Annotated in this window: 15 protein-coding genes and 1 pseudogene; 5 read left to right on the top strand and 11 right to left on the bottom strand. The window is 57.1% G+C overall.

Annotated elements, in window-relative coordinates; all coding sequences use genetic code 11:
• Positions 1-41 precede the first annotated feature (41 nt).
• The 4 genes from glgC to asd all read right to left on the bottom strand — a co-directional run bounded on the left by glgC (position 42) and on the right by asd (position 6,977).
• A complete protein-coding gene (gene glgC / locus HFD87_RS14535) occupies positions 42-1,334 on the bottom strand; it encodes a glucose-1-phosphate adenylyltransferase (RefSeq protein WP_010253246.1) in 1,293 nt (430 codons plus the stop codon).
• Positions 1,335-1,344: 10 nt separating this feature from the next.
• Positions 1,345-3,327: a glycogen debranching protein GlgX gene (gene glgX / locus HFD87_RS14530; RefSeq protein ID WP_167423588.1), complete on the bottom strand. Its 1,983-nt coding sequence runs from the start codon at positions 3,325-3,327 to the stop codon at positions 1,345-1,347.
• Complete coding sequence (glgB, locus tag HFD87_RS14525; protein WP_010253252.1) at positions 3,324-5,507, bottom strand: 1,4-alpha-glucan branching enzyme; 2,184 nt, start codon at positions 5,505-5,507, stop codon at positions 3,324-3,326. The genes glgX and glgB overlap by 4 nt, the downstream gene beginning before the upstream one ends.
• A gap of 360 nt (positions 5,508-5,867) precedes the next feature.
• The gene (asd, locus tag HFD87_RS14520; RefSeq protein WP_010671542.1) at positions 5,868-6,977 is read right to left on the bottom strand and encodes an aspartate-semialdehyde dehydrogenase; all 1,110 of its coding nucleotides are present in this window, start codon (positions 6,975-6,977) and stop codon (positions 5,868-5,870) included.
• Between the two features lie 217 nt (positions 6,978-7,194).
• Here asd and HFD87_RS14515 point away from each other — a divergent pair, with 217 nt between their 5' ends.
• The 3 genes from HFD87_RS14515 to HFD87_RS14505 all read left to right on the top strand — a co-directional run bounded on the left by HFD87_RS14515 (position 7,195) and on the right by HFD87_RS14505 (position 8,660).
• The gene (locus HFD87_RS14515) at positions 7,195-7,788 is read left to right on the top strand and encodes a YhgN family NAAT transporter (RefSeq protein ID WP_003853054.1); all 594 of its coding nucleotides are present in this window, start codon (positions 7,195-7,197) and stop codon (positions 7,786-7,788) included.
• Between the two features lie 99 nt (positions 7,789-7,887).
• A complete protein-coding gene (locus HFD87_RS14510; RefSeq protein WP_233600688.1) occupies positions 7,888-8,334 on the top strand; it encodes a hypothetical protein in 447 nt (148 codons plus the stop codon).
• Entirely contained in the window at positions 8,325-8,660 is a 336-nt protein-coding gene (locus HFD87_RS14505; protein WP_371742443.1) for a DUF805 domain-containing protein, read from the top strand. The genes HFD87_RS14510 and HFD87_RS14505 overlap by 10 nt, the downstream gene beginning before the upstream one ends.
• 13 nt (positions 8,661-8,673) lie before the next feature.
• On the opposite strand, the gene gntU is transcribed toward HFD87_RS14505, so the two are convergent.
• From gntU to HFD87_RS14485, 4 genes are all read right to left on the bottom strand, one after another.
• Positions 8,674-10,014, bottom strand: coding sequence for a gluconate transporter (gene gntU / locus HFD87_RS14500; protein ID WP_010671538.1), 1,341 nt, complete (start codon positions 10,012-10,014; stop codon positions 8,674-8,676).
• A 2-nt stretch (positions 10,015-10,016) separates the two neighbouring features.
• Positions 10,017-10,553 (bottom strand): gluconokinase, encoded by a 537-nt coding sequence (gene gntK, locus HFD87_RS14495; protein ID WP_010253272.1) that lies wholly within the window; start codon positions 10,551-10,553, stop codon positions 10,017-10,019.
• 140 nt (positions 10,554-10,693) lie between these two features.
• The gene (gene gntR / locus HFD87_RS14490; protein ID WP_010253274.1) at positions 10,694-11,689 is read right to left on the bottom strand and encodes a gluconate operon transcriptional repressor GntR; all 996 of its coding nucleotides are present in this window, start codon (positions 11,687-11,689) and stop codon (positions 10,694-10,696) included.
• A gap of 102 nt (positions 11,690-11,791) precedes the next feature.
• On the bottom strand, positions 11,792-12,487 hold the full coding sequence (locus HFD87_RS14485) for a pirin family protein (protein WP_010671535.1): 696 nt from the start codon (positions 12,485-12,487) through the stop codon (positions 11,792-11,794).
• Between the two features lie 348 nt (positions 12,488-12,835).
• Here HFD87_RS14485 and HFD87_RS14480 point away from each other — a divergent pair.
• Positions 12,836-13,330, top strand: a pseudogene (locus tag HFD87_RS14480) (GNAT family N-acetyltransferase).
• Between the two features lie 251 nt (positions 13,331-13,581).
• On the opposite strand, the gene ggt reads toward HFD87_RS14480, so the two are convergent.
• Positions 13,582-15,333: a gamma-glutamyltransferase gene (gene ggt / locus HFD87_RS14475; RefSeq protein ID WP_031292113.1), complete on the bottom strand. Its 1,752-nt coding sequence runs from the start codon at positions 15,331-15,333 to the stop codon at positions 13,582-13,584.
• A 206-nt stretch (positions 15,334-15,539) separates the two neighbouring features.
• Here ggt and HFD87_RS14470 point away from each other — a divergent pair, with 206 nt between their 5' ends.
• Positions 15,540-15,827 (top strand): DUF2756 domain-containing protein, encoded by a 288-nt coding sequence (locus tag HFD87_RS14470; protein ID WP_022624015.1) that lies wholly within the window; start codon positions 15,540-15,542, stop codon positions 15,825-15,827.
• Here the strand turns inward: HFD87_RS14470 and ugpQ are convergent.
• Both ugpQ and HFD87_RS14460 read right to left on the bottom strand, forming a co-directional pair.
• Positions 15,824-16,567, bottom strand: a complete 744-nt coding sequence (gene ugpQ / locus HFD87_RS14465) for a glycerophosphodiester phosphodiesterase (RefSeq protein ID WP_167423586.1) — start codon at positions 16,565-16,567, stop codon at positions 15,824-15,826. The two genes, HFD87_RS14470 and ugpQ, sit on opposite strands and share 4 nt — an antisense overlap.
• The gene (locus HFD87_RS14460; RefSeq protein ID WP_010253289.1) at positions 16,564-17,637 is read right to left on the bottom strand and encodes a sn-glycerol-3-phosphate import ATP-binding protein UgpC; all 1,074 of its coding nucleotides are present in this window, start codon (positions 17,635-17,637) and stop codon (positions 16,564-16,566) included. The genes ugpQ and HFD87_RS14460 overlap by 4 nt, the downstream gene beginning before the upstream one ends.
• Position 17,638: the final 1 nt, after the last annotated feature.

Here is a 17,638-nt window from a genome sequence, read left to right as displayed (position 1 = left end):
GACACGCTCCGCGTGCCGATTGCGTAAGTTTCGCTTATCGCTTACAGCCCCGCTTTGGCCAGCCTGGCCAGCATGGCGCGGGTTACCAGTACGATGCCTTCATCCGAACGGTGAAACCGGCGACTGTCTTCATCCGGGTTTTCGCCAATGACCATGCCTTCCGGTAACTCGCAGGCACGATCAATGACGCAGCGACGCAGACGACACGATCGGCCCACTACCACATCAGGCAGCAGTACAGTTGAATCTATATTGCAAAAAGAGTTAACGCGTACCCGCGGGAACAGCACCGAATTGACCACCACTGAACCGGAGATGATGCAGCCCCCCGAGACCAGCGAGTTCATGGTCATCCCGTGACTGCCGGAACGATCCTGAACAAATTTGGCCGGCGGCAGCGGCTCCATGTGGGTACGAATCGGCCAGGTGACGTCATACATATCGAGTTCAGGCATCACCGATGCCAGGTCGAGATTGGCGCGCCAGTAGGCTTCCAGCGTCCCGACGTCGCGCCAGTAAGGCGGCGCATTGTCATCGTTCTGTACGCAGGAGAGCGCGAAGGAGTGCGCATAGCCTTCGCCGCTTGCCACGATTTTCGGCAGGATATCTTTGCCGAAGTCGTGGTTAGAGCCTGGCGTCTGCAGATCCTCTTCCAGCAGTTCATAGAGATAGTCTGCGTTGAAAACGTAGATCCCCATGCTGGCGAGCGCCTGGGTGTCATCACCCGGCATGGTGGGCGGTTTCGCGGGTTTCTCCACGAAGTCGATCACCATGTTCTCTTCGTCCACTGCCATCACGCCAAACGCCGTGGCTTCATGCACCGGTACCGGTAAACAGGCGATGGTACATTTCGCCTCGTTGACCACGTGATCCAGCAGCATGCGTGAATAATCCATCTTATAAATGTGGTCCCCGGCGAGGATCACGATGTACTGCGCCTGATAGCGGCGAATCACATCAAGGTTTTGCGTCACGGCATCGGCCGTCCCGCGATACCACTGTTCGGTCGAAAATCGCTGCTGCGCTGGCAGCAAATCGACAAACTCATTCATCTCTTCATTGAAGATCGACCAGCCACGCTGGATGTGCTGAGTCAGGGTATGAGACTGATACTGAGTAATCACGCCAATCCGTCGGATACCGGAGTTGACGCAGTTGGAGAGGGCAAAGTCGATAATGCGGAACTTGCCGCCGAAATGCACCGCCGGTTTGGCACGTTTGGCCGTTAAATCGACCAGGCGCGTGCCGCGTCCGCCGGCGAGGATCAGAGCAACCGTCTGTGTAGGGAGCTGGCGGGCCAGCATCAGGTGATCTGTTCTATCTAACTTAACCATGTCTGACTCCTTATGATTGCTTTTGGAACACGCACACACCGTGTGCGGGACCATGCCAGACAGTTAGCAGGATGGGGTTGTCGTCCCCGGCGAAAGGAGGAAGGGCGCGCCATTCTCCGTCTGGTAACACGATGTCATTCACCGTATCCGTGGCGTTTATTGTTATTAACCAGCGGCCGGACAGCAGGATCTGCAATCTGTGCATCCCCTGTGCCCATTCATCGTGTTGCAGTGGCTGGCCACCGGCATTGAGCCACTGCACATTGCCGTCACCGTCCTGCCACCAGCGATCTGCGGTCAGCGCCGGAATGCGCTGGCGCAGCTCGATCAGTGCAGCGGTGAATCCGACTAATCCCTTCTCATCCGCCTGCCAGTCAAGCCAGCTCAGGGCGTTGTCCTGACAGTAAGCGTTGTTATTGCCGCGCTGGGTGTGGCCGCGCTCATCGCCTGCCAGCAGCATCGGCGTGCCCTGTGACAGCAGCAGCGTCGTCAGCAGTGCCCGCACGCTGCGACGGCGACGTTCAATCACGTCGAAGCTGACGTTCAGCCCCTCTTTGCCGTGGTTGTGGCTGTAGTTATCGCCGTGACCATCACGGTTATCTTCCCCGTTCGCTTCGTTGTGTTTACGTTCGAAGCTCACCACATCCCACAGCGTAAAGCCGTCGTGGGCGGTGATCAGGTTAACCGTGGCGTGTGGCGACCGGTCATCATGCTGGTAGAGATCGCTGGAGGCGGCAAAGCGACGGACGAACTCGCCGTTGCTTATGTCGCCGTGCAGCCAGTAACGTCGCGCGGTGTCGCGAAACTGATCGTTCCATTCGGCAAACGGCGGCGGAAAACGACCAACCTGATAGCCGTCAGGGCCGATATCCCAGGGTTCAGCAATCAGCTTGACCTGAGAGAGCAGCGGACAGGCGCGTATCGCCTCAAAAAATGGCGCATCACGCTGGTAATCCGGTGTGCGGCCCAGCACCGGCGCGAGGTCAAAGCGGAAGCCGTCGACGTGGCAGACCCGCACCCAGTAGCGCAGCGCCTCTAAAGCCCACGTCATCACCTGCGGATGATGGATATTCAGCGTGTTGCCGCAGCCGGTCCAGTTCTGATAATCGCCCTGCTCATCGAGCCAGTAGTAGCTGGCGTTGTCGATGCCGCGCATGGAGATTGTCGGGCCAATCTCATCCAGTTCAGCGGTGTGGTTGAACACCACATCCAGCAGCACTTCGATACCCGCGGCGTGCAGGTTTTTGACCGCCTGCTGAAACTCCTGCAACGGCGTCACGCCCGGCTGACCGGAGGCGTAACGGGGATCCACCGCCCAGAGCGCAAAGGGGTTATAGCCCCAGTAGTTGCTGAGGCCGAGCTGCAGCAGTCGCGGCTCGCTGGCGAAGTGCGCCACCGGCAGCAGCTCAAGGGTGGTAATCCCCAGACTGCGCAGGTAATTCACCATAACAGGATGACCGAGCGCCGCGTAAGTCCCGCGCAGCGTTTCCGGAATTTCCGGATGCTGCTGCGTCAGGCCGCGCACGTGGGCTTCGTAAATCACCGTGTTACCCCAGGGAATACCCGGTGCGACGTCGTCCTGCCAGTCAAAATCCTCCGCGACTACCCGTGACTTCGGCGCAATCGCCGCGTTGTCATGCGGATCGGGCTGCGCCTCGCCGCTATGAAACAGCGGGTCATCCGGTACATCGCCCTCAACCGCGCGGGCGCAGGGGTCAACCAGCAGCTTCGCCGGATTAAAACGGTGTCCCTGCTGCGGTGCCCAGGGACCATGCACCCGGTAGCCGTAGCGCTGTCCCGGTTTTAACGCCGGAACATAACCATGCCAGATATCCCCGCTGCGGCCAGGCAGGTCAAGACGCTGTTCTGCGCCCTGCTCATCAAACAGGCAGAGCTCTACGCGCCCGGCATGCTGTGAGAACAGGGTGAAGTTGACGCCTTTGCCATCGTAACTGGCACCCAGCGGTTCGGGATCTCCGGCAGTGATGGTCATTCAGCCTCCCGCACCAGCCATACCGTTGCCAGCGGCGGCAGATTGAGACTCAGCGACTGCGGTCGCCCGTGGCTCTCCTGCTCATCGGTATGCACCCGATGGTTGCGCACGTCGCTGCCGTGATACTCATGCTGATCGGTATTCAGCACTTCACGCCAGTAGCCAGGCTGGTTAACGCCAAAGCGATAGCCCGGACGCGGCACCGGCGTAAAGTTACTGACCACGATCACTTCGTTGCCTTCACGGTCACGACGGACAAAGGCGAAGACGGAGTGTTCCGCATCGTTTACCACCAGCCACTCAAAGCCTGCCGGATCGAAGTCGAGCTGATGCAGCGGCGTGTAGTACTGATAGGTGTGGTTGAGATCGCGCACCAGACGGTGAACGCCGTGGTGCCAGTTGTCGTCCCCTTCCAGCAGATGCCAGTCAAGGCTGACATCGTGGTTCCACTCGCGACCCTGGGCAAATTCGTTGCCCATAAACAGCAGTTTCTTGCCGGGGAAGCCCCACATCCAGCCGTAGTAAGCACGCAGGTTGGCGAACTTCTGCCATGCATCGCCCGGCATACGATCGAGAATCGAGCGCTTACCGTGCACCACTTCGTCATGCGACAGCGGCAGCACAAAGTTTTCGGTGTAGTTGTACATCATGCCGAAGCTCATCAGATCGTGATGGTGCTTACGGTAGATGGGATCGACCTTCATGTAGTCGAGGGTGTCGTGCATCCAGCCCAGATTCCATTTGAACCAGAAGCCCAGCCCGCCGTCTTCGGTGGGACGCGTCACGCCAGGATAGTCTGTCGACTCTTCGGCCATGGTCACCGAACCGGATGCCACGGTGCCGAGCGTACGGTTGGTGTGACGCAGAAACTCAATCGCTTCCAGGTTTTCACGGCCGCCATACTGATTCGGCACCCATTCCCCTTCGCTGCGGCTGTAGTCGCGGTAGATCATCGACGCCACCGCATCCACACGCAGGCCATCAATGCCAAAGCGCTCCGTCCAGTAGAGCGCATTGCCCGACAGGTAGTTGCTCACTTCCCGGCGACCAAAGTTGTAGATCAGGGTATTCCAGTCCTGGTGAAAGCCTTCACGCGGGTCGCTGTGCTCATAGAGCTCGGTGCCGTCGTATCTTGCCAGACCGAAATCGTCGCTGGGGAAGTGGCCCGGCACCCAGTCGAGCAGCACGTTGAGGCCCGCCTCATGGGCGGCGTCAATGAAGGCGCGGAACTCGTCACGGGTACCAAAACGTCGGGTCGGCGCATACATGCCCAGCGGCTGATAGCCCCAGCTGCCATCAAACGGATGTTCGTTGATCGGCAGCAGTTCGATATGGGTAAAGCCCATCTCTTTGACGTAGGGCACCAGCTGTTCAGCCAGCTCTTTGTAGCTCAGCCAGAAGTTGTTGTCGGTGTGACGACGCCAGGAGCCCAGATGCACTTCATAGATGGAGATCGGCGCGTCAAAGGCGTTGGCCGCCTTGCGCTCCGCTTTCATCTCAACAGGCTCTGGCAGACCACAGATCATCGACGCAGTTTGCGGACGCATCTGCGCCTCAAAGGCGTACGGGTCCGCTTTGATGCGCAGTTCGCCATTGGCGTCGATGATTTCATACTTGTAGAGCTGGCCGTTGACCGCGCCCGGTACAAACAGCTCCCAGATGCCCAGTTCCTGACGCAGACGCATCGGATGACGGCGGCCATCCCAGAAGTTGAAATCGCCAACCACTGACACGCGACGGGCGTTGGGTGCCCAGACGCAGAAGCGGGTGCCGAAGACGCCATCGATGACGTCACCGTGCGCGCCCAGCGTCTCATAAGGGCGCAGGTGCGTCCCTTCTGCCAGCAACCACAGATCCATCTCCTGCAGCAGCGGACCAAAGCGGTAGGCATCGTCTACCAGGTTTTGCTGGCCGTGCCAGTTCACCGCCAGCTGATAGCGGAACGGGTTTTTGCGGCGTGGAATGACGCCACTGAAGAAGCCACGTGCATCTTCACACACCAGCTGAGCCAGTTTGCGCCCGGTGGAGGTTTCAATGACCCACACTTCAAGCGCTTCGGGGAGCAATGCCCTGACTTCAAGGCCTTGCTGAGTTCGGTGCATCCCTAGTAACGAAAAAGGGTCGGCATAATTACCCGCAAACAGGGCATTGATCGCATCGCGATCGGGAAGCTCTGACATGACTTTCTTCCTGTGATAATTGGCAGCCGAAATGAACGCGACACAGCCTGTCGCGGTTCACCTGCGCTGCTCTTCATTGAGCCATACGTACAACGACAAAGAAGTCAGGCCATTCCGTGGGAAAAGTGTTTTTGCCGTGTACCACAACCATTTAATCCGGAAAGCACAGGAGTTACCTGTGGCACATCATGGTTAAATCATAGCTTGGTCACGGCACTTGCCATGGACTAAAGCAAAATAATCTTTACCGACCGGCAAAAAAGGGAAGTTGATCACTGAGTAAGCGAAACGGCAGATTGTTTCGTGTACGACAAAAACAAAAAAGGCCGGATAAATCCGGCCTTTGGCGATGTTTTCTGTTTAGCTGGTTAACAACCGCAGCATGCGACGTAGCGGTTCGGCTGCGCCCCATAACAGCTGGTCGCCCACCGTGAAGGCAGAGAGATATTCCGGCCCCATATTCAGTTTACGCAATCGGCCAACCGGCGTGGTCAGCGTACCGGTGACAGCGGCAGGCGTCAGTTCACGCATCGTCAGTTCGCGGTCATTCGGCACCACTTTGACCCACTCATTGTGAGAGGCCAGCAGCTGCTCAATTTCAGCCAGCGGCAGGTCGCGTTTCAGCTTCAGCGTAAAGGCCTGGCTGTGGCAGCGCAGTGCCCCGACGCGCACGCACAATCCATCAACGGGGATGACGTTACGGGTGGCGAGGATCTTGTTGGTTTCCGCCTGGCCTTTCCACTCTTCGCGGCTCTGACCGTTTTCCAGCTGTTTGTCGATCCACGGGATCAGGCTGCCCGCCAGCGGCACGCCGAAGTTATCGGTCGGCAGGGTGCCGGAACGGGTGAAGTCGGTCACGCTACGCTCGATGTCGAGGATGGCGGAGGCCGGGTTCTGCAGCGCAGGCGCAACGTGATCGTGCAGCATGCCCATCTGGGTCAGCAGTTCACGCATGTGGCGCGCGCCGCCGCCAGAGGCCGCCTGATAGGTGGCAACCGAAGCCCACTCCACCAGGTCCTGAGCAAACAGGCCGCCCAGCGACATCAGCATCAGGCTGACGGTACAGTTACCGCCGACAAAGGTTTTGATCCCACTGTCGATGCCCTGGCGAATCACCGCATGGTTGACCGGATCGAGGATGATGATGGCATCATCTTTCATGCGCAGCGTGGAGGCCGCATCAATCCAGTATCCCTGCCAGCCGCTGGCGCGCAGCTTTGGATAGACGTCACTGGTGTAGTCGCCACCCTGGCAGGTAATAATGATATCCAGCGCCCGCAGCGCCTCAATATCAAACGCATCCTGCAGTGTGCCCTGCTGTTTGCCCGCAAATGCGGGTGCCGCCTGACCATGCTGCGACGTCGAGAAGAAGACCGGATTGATTGCATCAAAATCGCGCTCTTCACTCATGCGGGACATCAGCACGGAGCCGACCATACCGCGCCAACCAACAAAACCTACATTCTTCATGTCGTGTCCGTCTAAGGCAGTTACACCTGCTTTTCATTTCAGAGGAGAGAGCGGCGTGCTATTTTCACGCCGCTCTGCGTAATAATAAGATTTACCTGTGTCCCTTCACTCTACAAAATGCAGGCCGGGTAGCAAGTGAATTAATTCGATTACGCTAACTTTTTCAGCAGCGTAACTAATAACTCCGCTTTTTCGTGAACAACATGGCGTAAAACCGATGACTGAAATGATTTCAGCGACAATATTATTGTTGTTAATTATGGATCCGCTGGGCAATCTGCCGATTTTTATGTCGGTTTTAAAGCATCTGGAGCCGAAACGGCGGCGAGTGGTGCTGATCCGTGAAATGTTGATTGCCCTGATCATCATGCTGCTGTTCCTGTTTACCGGTGAACGCATCCTGGCATTTTTGAATCTGCGTACTGAAACGGTGTCGATTTCCGGCGGGATAATCCTGTTTCTTATCGCCATTAAGATGATTTTCCCGTCGGCGGAAAGCAGCAGTTCTGGTTTACCGGCGGGTGAAGAGCCCTTCCTGGTGCCGCTGGCGATCCCACTGGTAGCCGGGCCATCGCTGCTGGCGACGCTGATGCTGCTGTCGCATCAATATCCGCATCAGATGTCGCACCTGGTCGGCGCGCTGCTGATCGCCTGGGGCGTGACGGTGGGTATTCTTCTGATGTCAGGTCTGTTCCTGCGGCTGCTGGGCGACAAAGGCGTGAATGCGCTGGAGCGGCTGATGGGATTAATACTGATTATGCTGGCAACTCAGATGTTCCTGGACGGCATTCGGGCTTATCTGAAGTTATAACCGCACCTTTGCCCTTTTGCCCTTTTGCCCTTTTGCCCTGGCAGGCTGGCAGGCAACCGCATTAATCCAGCCTGTTTATCACAAAGTTACGGCATTGAAATGAACAATATTATTTATATAATGAGGTTGTTATTGCCCTTTTTTTTCGGTGCGCTCTATCTGATAACAGGTTACTTCTCCCTTCAGGAAGTGCTGCAGTATGCCAACGGCGGCCATTCAGGAGTGATCACCGATATGCGCAGTTATCTGGTTGCCCCGCTACTCTGCGCGTTGCTCTGGCTGCTGGTTTATCTGGTAGCCTGGTGGGGTTTCAGAAAAATTGCCTTTCTGTCCGCGGCTAAAGAAACAGCCTTTCAGGCACTATTCTTTCTGGCAAATATACTCTGTTTGGCTGGACTGACCGTATTATCCGTCTCGGGCCGGAAAGCGGCGTTGAATGACGTGCAGCTGATCCATGTTGACGTCACTGATTTTGCCTGGGTTTACTTACTTGCCGCCGCCATTACGCTGGTTGTTTTTGCTGTGATAAGAAGAAAATGGGCATGAACAGGCTGCTGCAGATTATCAAAAGCTGTCTGCTGCGTACGTTTAACTATGAGGGGCGTGAAGGAAGGACGAGCTATTTTATTTTCCTGCTGTTTCAGCTGGTCTGGTTCTGCAGTTATCTGCAATGGTTTACCGGGCCACAACATGAAATAGGCTTAATCGCGCTGCTGCTGTTTATTTTGCCTGTTTTTTCCTGTGGGGTGAGGAGAATAAATGACTCTGGCTATTCACGCGGCGTCATTGTCCTTTTGGTAGTGGCGCCTTATCTGCTGTTCCCTTTTTTACTCTTCCCCCGCTCGCGGGAAAAAAACCTGACGGGCCGATAGCCCGTCGGGTTGGTCAGGAAAGCAGTTCGAAAGCAATCATACCTACGATAGCCCCGGTAGTACCGAGAATGGTTTCCATCAGTGTCCAGGTCTTCAGCGTTTCCGCTTCGCTGGCCCCGGTGAAGCGACCAAACAGCCAGAACCCGGCATCGTTCACATGGCTGATAATGATTGAGCCACCGCCGATGCAGATCGACAGCGCCGCCAGCTGAGCGCCGCTGTAGTGCAGCGGTTCAATCACCGGCATGATCAATCCGACCGTGGTCAGACAGGCGACTGTTGCCGATCCCTGAATCACCCGCACCGCACCTGACAGGATAAAGCAGGCCAGCGCAATCGGCAGTCCTGCGCCGGTCAGCGCATTGCCCAGCACCGGACCCACGCCGGAGTCCACCAGCACCTGCTTAAACACGCCGCCCGCGCCAATCACCAGCAGGATAATCCCGGCCGGTTGCAGCGCACTGCCGCACACCTGCATTACCCGCTCTTTATCCATACCCTGACGGTAAGCCAGGCCATAAATCGCCACCAGCAGCGCCAGCAGGATTGCGGTGAAAGGATGGCCGATAAATTCCAGCCACTCATACAGGGTGGTGCCTTCGGTCGTGAAGCGTGCGCCGATGGTTTTCAGGCCAACCAGCACCAGCGGAAACAGAATCAGTGAGAGGCTGAAGCCAAACGACGGCAGCTTGCTCTCATCGACATCCGGTTGATGATCTTCCGGCGGCGCGCTGAACGAGACGTGGTTGCCAATGAAGTTGCCAAACAGGGGCCCGGCAATCAGCATGCCCGGGATCGCCGCACAGAGACCCAGCAGGATCATCCAGCCAAAATCTGCGTGCATCTGCGAAGCCAGCAGCATCGGCGCCGGTCCGGGCAGCAGGAACGCCGCCGCTGCGGCCACACCGGCAAACAGCGGGATCACCAGCTTCACCAGATTGCCGCCGGTACGCCGTGCCACCGCAAAAGCGATGCTAATCAACAGCACGACTGCCACCTCAAAAAAGAGCGGCAGCGCGCAGATCAGACCGGCAATGCCCATCGCGTAATGGGCGCGGCTCTGACCAAAGGTTTTCAGCATCCGGATGGCGATCTGATCAACTGCGCCGGTTTCATGCAGGATTTTGCCGAACATCGCGCCCAGCGCGACCACAATCGCGAGGAAGCCGAGCGTGCCGCCCATCCCCTTCTGCATGGTTTCAGCGATCTGATTCAGTGGCATGCCGGAGAACAGCCCGGCACCGATGGACACTAACATCAATGCGACGAAGGCGTGCATACGGGCCTTCATCACCAGGAAAAGCAGCAGCAGGACGGAGCCTGCTGCGGTCAAAACGAGTGTTGCGGTATTCATCTCTAACCCTGGCTGATAGCGTCCTGGATAGTCGCAACCGTAGCCGCCACCACATCGTCCAGTGAATGCGCGATATCCACCACCAGTACATCCGGCTCATCGCTACCCGGCTCTTCCAGCGTCGCAAACTGCGTCACCAGCATCTGCGGCTTGAAGAAGTGGCCTTTACGCGCTTTCAGGCGGGCTTCGATGGTGTCGAAATCGCCCTTCAGGTAGACGAAACGCAGGTTGTCATTTCCCTGACGCAGGATGTCGCGATAACTTTTCTTCAGGGCTGAACAGACAATCACGGAAATTGCCTGGGTGCGCTGCATGGCAAACGCGGCGTCGTTCAGTGCCTGTAACCACGGCTGGCGATCGTTGTCATCCAGCGGATGACCATCGGCCATCTTCAGGATGTTGGCGCGTGGGTGGAGAAAATCACCGTCAAGAAAGGCTGTATTCAGCTGGTGAGAGACCTGATTGGCGACGGCAGACTTTCCGCTGCCTGAAACGCCCATCAGGATAAAAACGTGATGCGACGGGGATTGCGTTGTCATTTTTCTGCTCCGGCAGGTGAGAATTTGCCAATGTTACCGATAACAATATCGTTTCTCATTCTCCTGGCCGCTTAACAGCCTGGCAACCTTTTTACCAGGAAATGCATGAAAGTGTGAGCTGACTCATAAAAACGCCACAATCAGATGCTGCCACCTTCACTGATCTCAAAACCGACATCCAGCGGCTGGCAGGTGCTGGTTTCTCCGGCAATGCGCGCCAGCAGCAGCGCCGCGGCTTCGCGCCCCATGCGGTCGCGTGGCGTCAGCACTGTTGCCAGTTGTGGCGTGACAACCTGACTGATGTCATGGCCGTGGAAACCGGCTATCGCCATCTGAGAGGGCACCTGCAATCCCTGGCGCTGGCACTCAAACATCGCGCCGACCGCCAGATCGTCATTGGTACAGAACAGGCTATCTGTTTCGGGGTAAAGGCGCTGCGCCTCACGCAGCAGATCACAACCAGCGCTGAATGAAGAGGCATCTTCCATCATCACACTGCGTGGCGTCAGCCCCGCTTCGCGCATCGCGATTTCGTAACCGCGCTGCTTCTGCAGCGTACGTTCATCCAGGCGTGCGCCGAGGTAGACGGTATGACGATGACCTTTGCTGAGGATCGCCTGCGTCATCTGCCGGGCCGCTTCAACGTTATCAAAGCCTACCGCCATATCCAGGCAGGGCGTGACGCTGTCCATCACCTCAATCACCGGGATACCGGCCACTTCCAGCATGCGCAGCGTGCCTGGTGTATGGGTGCGTTCGGTGAGGATAACCCCATCAATGTTCCAGCCCAGCAGCGAGCGCAGTTGCAGCTCCTCTTTTTGCGGGTTGTAACCAAAGTGGGCGACCAGCGTCTGATAGTTGGCTTCGTCAGTGACGGCTTCGATGCCGCGCAATACGTCAGCAAAAACCTGGTTTGTGAGTGACGGCAGCAGTACGCCAATGGCGCGGCTGGTGGCGTTAGAAAGCATATCGGGGGCGCGATTGGGGATATAACCCAGCTCATCCAGTGCCACCGCAATCTTATCCCGCAGGGCAACGGAGACCTGCTCTGGATTACGCAGGTAACGGCTGACGGTCATTTTAGTAATGCCGACGCGATCGGCAACGTCCTGTAATACCGGTCTTTTCTTCTTCATCGTAGCGCCTGGGATCGCCCTTAAAGCTAAAGTACGATGAGTCTATCACTTTTCTGTCACAAAATTGCCAACCGGGCGCGACGATGCGCGCCCGTTATCTGCTTAGACCGGTGGCAGATCAAACAGCAGGACTTCTGCAGCCGAGCTGGCTTCAATGGTCAGCGCGCTTTCGTCCCAGATCGCCAGGGCGTCGCTGGTGGTGATCGCGTTGCCGTTAACGGTAACATCACCTTTCACCACCTGAATCCAGATACGACGTCCCGCATCAATCGCGACATTGTCCTGTTCGCCGGCAGCCATTACCCAGCGCGATAAGGTCATGTCCTGAAAGACTTTCAGCGATCCTTCACGGGCATCCGGGCTTAACACCAGCTGACGCCCCTGCACATCCGGGAAGCGGCGCTGATCGTAACGTGGCTCGATACCGGTACGCTCAGGAATGATCCAGATCTGATAAAGGTGCAGCGGCTCGCTTTCGCTGGCGTTGTACTCAGAGTGACGTACGCCGGTGCCGGCGCTCATAATCTGGAACTCCCCTGCCGGGATCTGCTCTTTGTTGCCCATGCTGTCCTGATGCTCAACTGTACCGGAGAGCACGTAGGTCAGGATTTCCATATCCTTGTGAGGATGGGTACCAAATCCCTGACCGCCATCAATCACATCTTCATTGATGACCCGCAGCGCGGAGAAACCCATAAAGTTCGCATCGTGATAGCTGGCGAAAGAGAATGTGTGCCAGCTATCCAGCCAGCCATGGTTTGCGTGACCGCGTTCTTCAGCTTTGCGTACATAAATCATGTTCAAATCTCCTCAATGTTTTTTATAGTCTGTCCCTGAGGCGGTCTGATTGATAGCTGAAAAACTTCACGCCTCTGTTCAAAATAGTTGAATGAGCATTGAGCAGTGGCTGAAAAGCACTGAAGAAGGGCAGGCAAAAAAAAAGCCAGCGGATAAGCTGGCTAAATAATACTGGAAGCAATGTGAGCAATGTCGTGCTTTCTCAGGCTGTCGGGCGACCTCCCGAGAATGCATGACAATAATAATCATTATCATTCGCGTCTGTAAAGTCATTTTCACATTTTTTACCCTGATTAACGCGGTGAATACCTTGATGTTTAAAGGGTTTAATGGGCTAAAGGAGAAACAATGAGTGAAATAGTTGTCCGCCACGTCACGCCTGAAGATGCTGCTGCGCTTCACAGGATCTACGGTCAGCCAGATACCCAGGCCAGCACACTCCATTTGCCCCACTCATCACTCCAGATGTGGCATACCCGTCTCGCGACGCCTCAGCCCCATGCGCATCTGTTGGTGGCCTGTATCGATGATGTCGTCGTCGGTCAGTGTGCGCTGCATGTGTAAGAGCGCGCCAGACGGCGTCATGTGGCCTCACTGGGTATGGGCGTGGATGAACGCTATCGTCAGCGTGGCGTCGGAACCGCACTCATGCGTGAAATGGTCGCGTTGTGCGACAACTGGCTACAGGTGAGCCGAATGGAACTGACCGTGTTCGTCGATAATGGCCCGGCTATCGCCCTTTATCAGCGTTTCGGTTTTGAGATTGAGGGAACGGCTAAAGGCTTCGCAATGCGGCACGGTGAACTGATCGACGCGCATTATATGGCGCGGGTTAAAGCCTGACGTGTGGAAGCAGAAAGAGCACCGAAGGCGCCCTTTCTGCTGATAAACACTGACAAGGTTCGCTGTCAGCTAGCGCCTGCGCAGGAAACAGGGTCAGATCGGAAAGACGCAAAAGCCGTCATCCATGACATGCTCGGCCCGCGCCGTCCTGGCGCGGGACGCTTTCCTATTCTGACCCAGTTCCCTGCGCGTTAAGCTTATTTATTGCTGTCAGATTCACCCGGGTTTGAGTTTGTCAGCAGTTTTAAATCTCAATAACCCGCACTCAAATCATCGATGCTGCGCGGATCGGAAGCGCCATAGAGCATGCCATCCGGCCCGATCATGATGCTCTGCGTACTGCCCATCGACGGAAGTACCTTCACATGCTGACCTTTGGTTTCCAGCAGACGCAGCGTATCGGGGCTGAAGCCCTTCTCCACCCGCAGCTGATCCGGCAGCCACTGATGATGGAAGCGCGGCGCATTAGTGGCTTCCGCCACGTTCATCCCGAAATCGATGCTGTTAACCACCATCTGCAACACCGTGGTGATAATGCGGCTGCCGCCAGGACTACCCGTCACCAGCCAGGTTTTTCCTCCTTTGGCGACGATGGTCGGCGACATCGATGACAACGGACGTTTCGCAGGTTGCACCGCATTCGCTTCCCCGCCGACCAGTCCATAGACATTGGGCGTGCCGGGCTTGGCTGAGAAGTCATCCATCTCGTTATTCATCAGGATGCCGCTGTTGCCCGCCACAATTCCGCTGCCGAAATAGGTGTTAAGCGTATAAGTCACCGCGACCGCATTCCCCTGCTTATCCACCACCGAGAAATGGGTGGTCTGATTACTTTCGTAAGGTTCGAGCTTGCCCGGTTTGATCTCGCTGGAAGGCCGCGCCTTCGCCACATCGATCTGCTGCGCCAGGGTCTTGGCATAGGCTTTACTGGTCAGCGCCTGCCACGGCACCTTCACGAAATCGGGATCGCCGAGATATTCCGAACGGTCCGCGTAGGCATATTTCTCCGCTTCTGCCATCACCTGCATGGCATCAGCACTGCCAAAGCCCATCTTCGCCAGATCGAAGTTCTCCAGGATATTCAGAATCTGCACGATGTGGATGCCACCGGATGACGGCGGCGGCATTGAGAAGACTTCATAGCCACGGTATGTCCCGCTAATTGGCTTACGCTCGACCGCACGATAGGCCGCCAGGTCAGCTTTGTTGATCAGCCCGCCATGCTGCGCCATCTCTCCGGCGATCTCATCCGCGATTTCACCTTTGTAAAAAGCATCCGGCCCCTGACGGGCAATCAGTTGCAGGCTGTGCGCGAGGTTTTTCTGCACCAGCCGATCGCCCTTCTGCCACGGCGTACCGTCCGGTTTGTAGAAAATCGCTTTGCTGTTGGGATGGGTGATCAGCACTTCTTTGCCGTAGGTCTTCAGGTCATCCGCCAGCGCATCGTTGACCGGAATACCGTCACGCGCCAGTTTGATTGCCGGTGCCAGCAGCGTGCTCAGCGGCAGAGTGCCATATTTCTGCGCAGCCAGCGCCAGTCCGGCTACGGTGCCCGGCGTGCCGGAGGCAAGATGTGATGTCAGCGACAGCTTGCTGTCGGCGTTGCCCTGCTTATCCAGGAACATGTCGCGCGACGCGTGTCCCGGGGCCATCTCACGGAAATCGATAGCCGTGGCGCGGCCAGAGGCAGTGCGCAGCAGCATAAAACCGCCGCCGCCGAGGTTGCCCGCCTGCGGATGCGTCACGGCCAGCGCAAAGCCCACCGCCACCGCGGCATCCACCGCATTGCCGCCCTGACGCAGGATCTCGACGCCAACCTGCGTCGCCATCGCATCCACTGACGCTACCATGCCGTGCTGCGCTTTTACCGGGTGAAAAGTGTCACTGTCCACACCGTAGGAAACCGGCGGAGCCTGCGTTGGCGCGGCGTTAGCGCCTGCCACTACGGTGAAACTCATCACCAGCGACCAGCTAAGCTGACGCACTGTTTGCTGCATTTTCATCCTGCCACCATCCCATATTGTTATTTACATTTTTTTATCATTTCTGCAAGTGCCTACAAATACAGCAAAATAACCGGGGTTAAGTCAAATCAGGAATAGATCGGAAAGTAAGGTCTGTGATATCGGGTAAACTTATGGCTACGACCCTGATATCGGTGTACGCCGTTGTGCACCCAAAACCCTGTCGCTTTAAGGAAGGAGGAGTGATGAAAAAGTGGATGATTATTCTGGCCGCTCTGCTGCCTTTCGCCAGTCAGGCGAACACGCTGAACAGCACTAACGATCCGAATAAACCTGGCTATAACCCCAGCCAGCAGCGGATGCAGTCGCAGATGCAGACCCAGCAGCAGCAGCAACAGCTGAAGCTGCGCCAGGATCAGCAGCGTCAGACGCAGGACACGCAGCGTAAAATGCAGGAACAGCGGAACAGCGCCCAGCAGCGAGTGATTACCACGCAGCCGGGCCAGCAGAATCAGAATCTAAACCAGAACTAATGAAAATCGGGGCCGATGATGTCGATGGCATCAGTACAGATGGCATCGACGCCCCATTTCAGCAATTCCCGCGCCCGATCCGGGCTGTTCACGGTATAAACCAGAATCTTCAGGCCTGCGGCTTTCAGTTCGGCGACCCGCTCAGCGGTCAGCACCTTATGATTAAGGTGAATTGAGATGCACGCCAGCGCAGCAGTTTTCTCCTGCCACTGCGGATCCCAGCTGTGCGACAGCAGGCCACGCGGCAACTGCGGCTCTGCCCTCATCGCGGCTTCCAGCGCCTCAAAAGAGAACGAAGAGAGCAATGGTGCGACCTGATCCTGCCACAGTATCGCGGCAGCCTGCGCCACGGCGCGTCCGGTTTCAGCGTCGCTGCCGGTGGTCGGTTTGATTTCGATGTTCGCCATCATCTGATGCTGACGGCAGCGTGCCGCCACCTGATCCAGCCGCGCCAGCTTTTCACCGGTAAACGCGTTGCCAAACCAGCTGCCCGCATCAAGCTGCGACAGCTTCTCCCATGGCAGCTGACCCGCCACGCCCCAGCCATTGCTGGTGCGATCGAGCGTGTCGTCATGCAGCAGGAAGATCTGCGCATCGGCCGATAATTTGGCATCAAATTCAATCATCTGATGACCATATTTCGCGCCGGTGTCGATCGCCGCCAGCGTATTTTCCGGTGCCAGTTTACCGCCGCCGCGATGGGCGACGATGCGGGGATAGGGCCAGTGTTGTGTGCTCATTCCAGACGCTTTCCATGGGTTGAATCGAAGAAGTGTAACGCATCTGACGGCAGATGCAGCCACAGCGTACTGCCTGGCTGCGGACGTTCACTGTGGGCTAAGCGTACCACCAGTGGCGTGTCACCGATGCGGCCATGTGCCAGATTATCAGCCCCCAGCATCTCCAGCGTATCGACCCGCAGCGGCACGCCGCCCTGCTCGCGGCTACTGAGCCGGATGTGCTCTGGCCGGATACCCAGCACCACCGGCCGGTTAGCCCATTTCGCTTTACTGTCGCTGAGCGGCAGAGCGTGCGAGGCGTCGAGGTCAAAGCGTGATCCATCGCTGCTGAACTGCCCTTTCAGCAGATTCATGGCGGGCGCGCCAATAAACGAGGCAACGAACTGGCTGGCGGGACGCTCATACACCTCGACCGGCGTGCCGAGCTGCTCGACCACCCCTTTGTTCATCACCATCACCCGCTGCGCCAGCGTCATCGCCTCCACCTGATCGTGGGTGACATAGAGGCTGGTGGTCTGTAAGCGGCGATGCAGCTGTTGCAGTTCCAGCCGCATCTGCACCCGCAGACGGGCATCAAGGTTGGAGAGCGGCTCATCAAACAGAAAAACTGCCGGTTCACGCACGATCGCGCGGCCCATCGCCACGCGCTGCCGCTGTCCGCCGGAGAGTTCGCGAGGCCGACGCATCAGCAGGTGATCCAGCTCCAGGCTGCGCGCCGCGTCGAGCACCCGCTGGCGGACCTGCTCTTTGCCCATGCCACGGATTTTCAGGCCATAGGCCATGTTCTCCTCCACCGACATATGGGGATAGAGCGCGTAGTTCTGGAACACCATTGCAATCCCGCGATCTTTTGGCTCTTCCTGAGTAACGCGCCGGTCGTCGATATAGATATCGCCGGAGCTGACGCGCTCCAGTCCGGCCACCATGCGCAGCAGGGTCGATTTACCGCAGCCGGATGGTCCGACCATCACCATAAATTCGCCGTCATTGATGGTGACATTCAGCGGCTGAATGATCTGATTTTTGCCATCGTAGGATTTGGTTACTGCCTGAAGGGTTACGCCTGCCATC

The sequence above is a fragment of the Pantoea sp. EKM21T genome (genome assembly GCF_011800405.1).
Taxonomy (GTDB): domain Bacteria; phylum Pseudomonadota; class Gammaproteobacteria; order Enterobacterales; family Enterobacteriaceae; genus Pantoea; species Pantoea agglomerans.
Note: the sequence above shows the minus strand (reverse complement) of the source record. Positions and strands in the feature narration are given on the sequence as shown.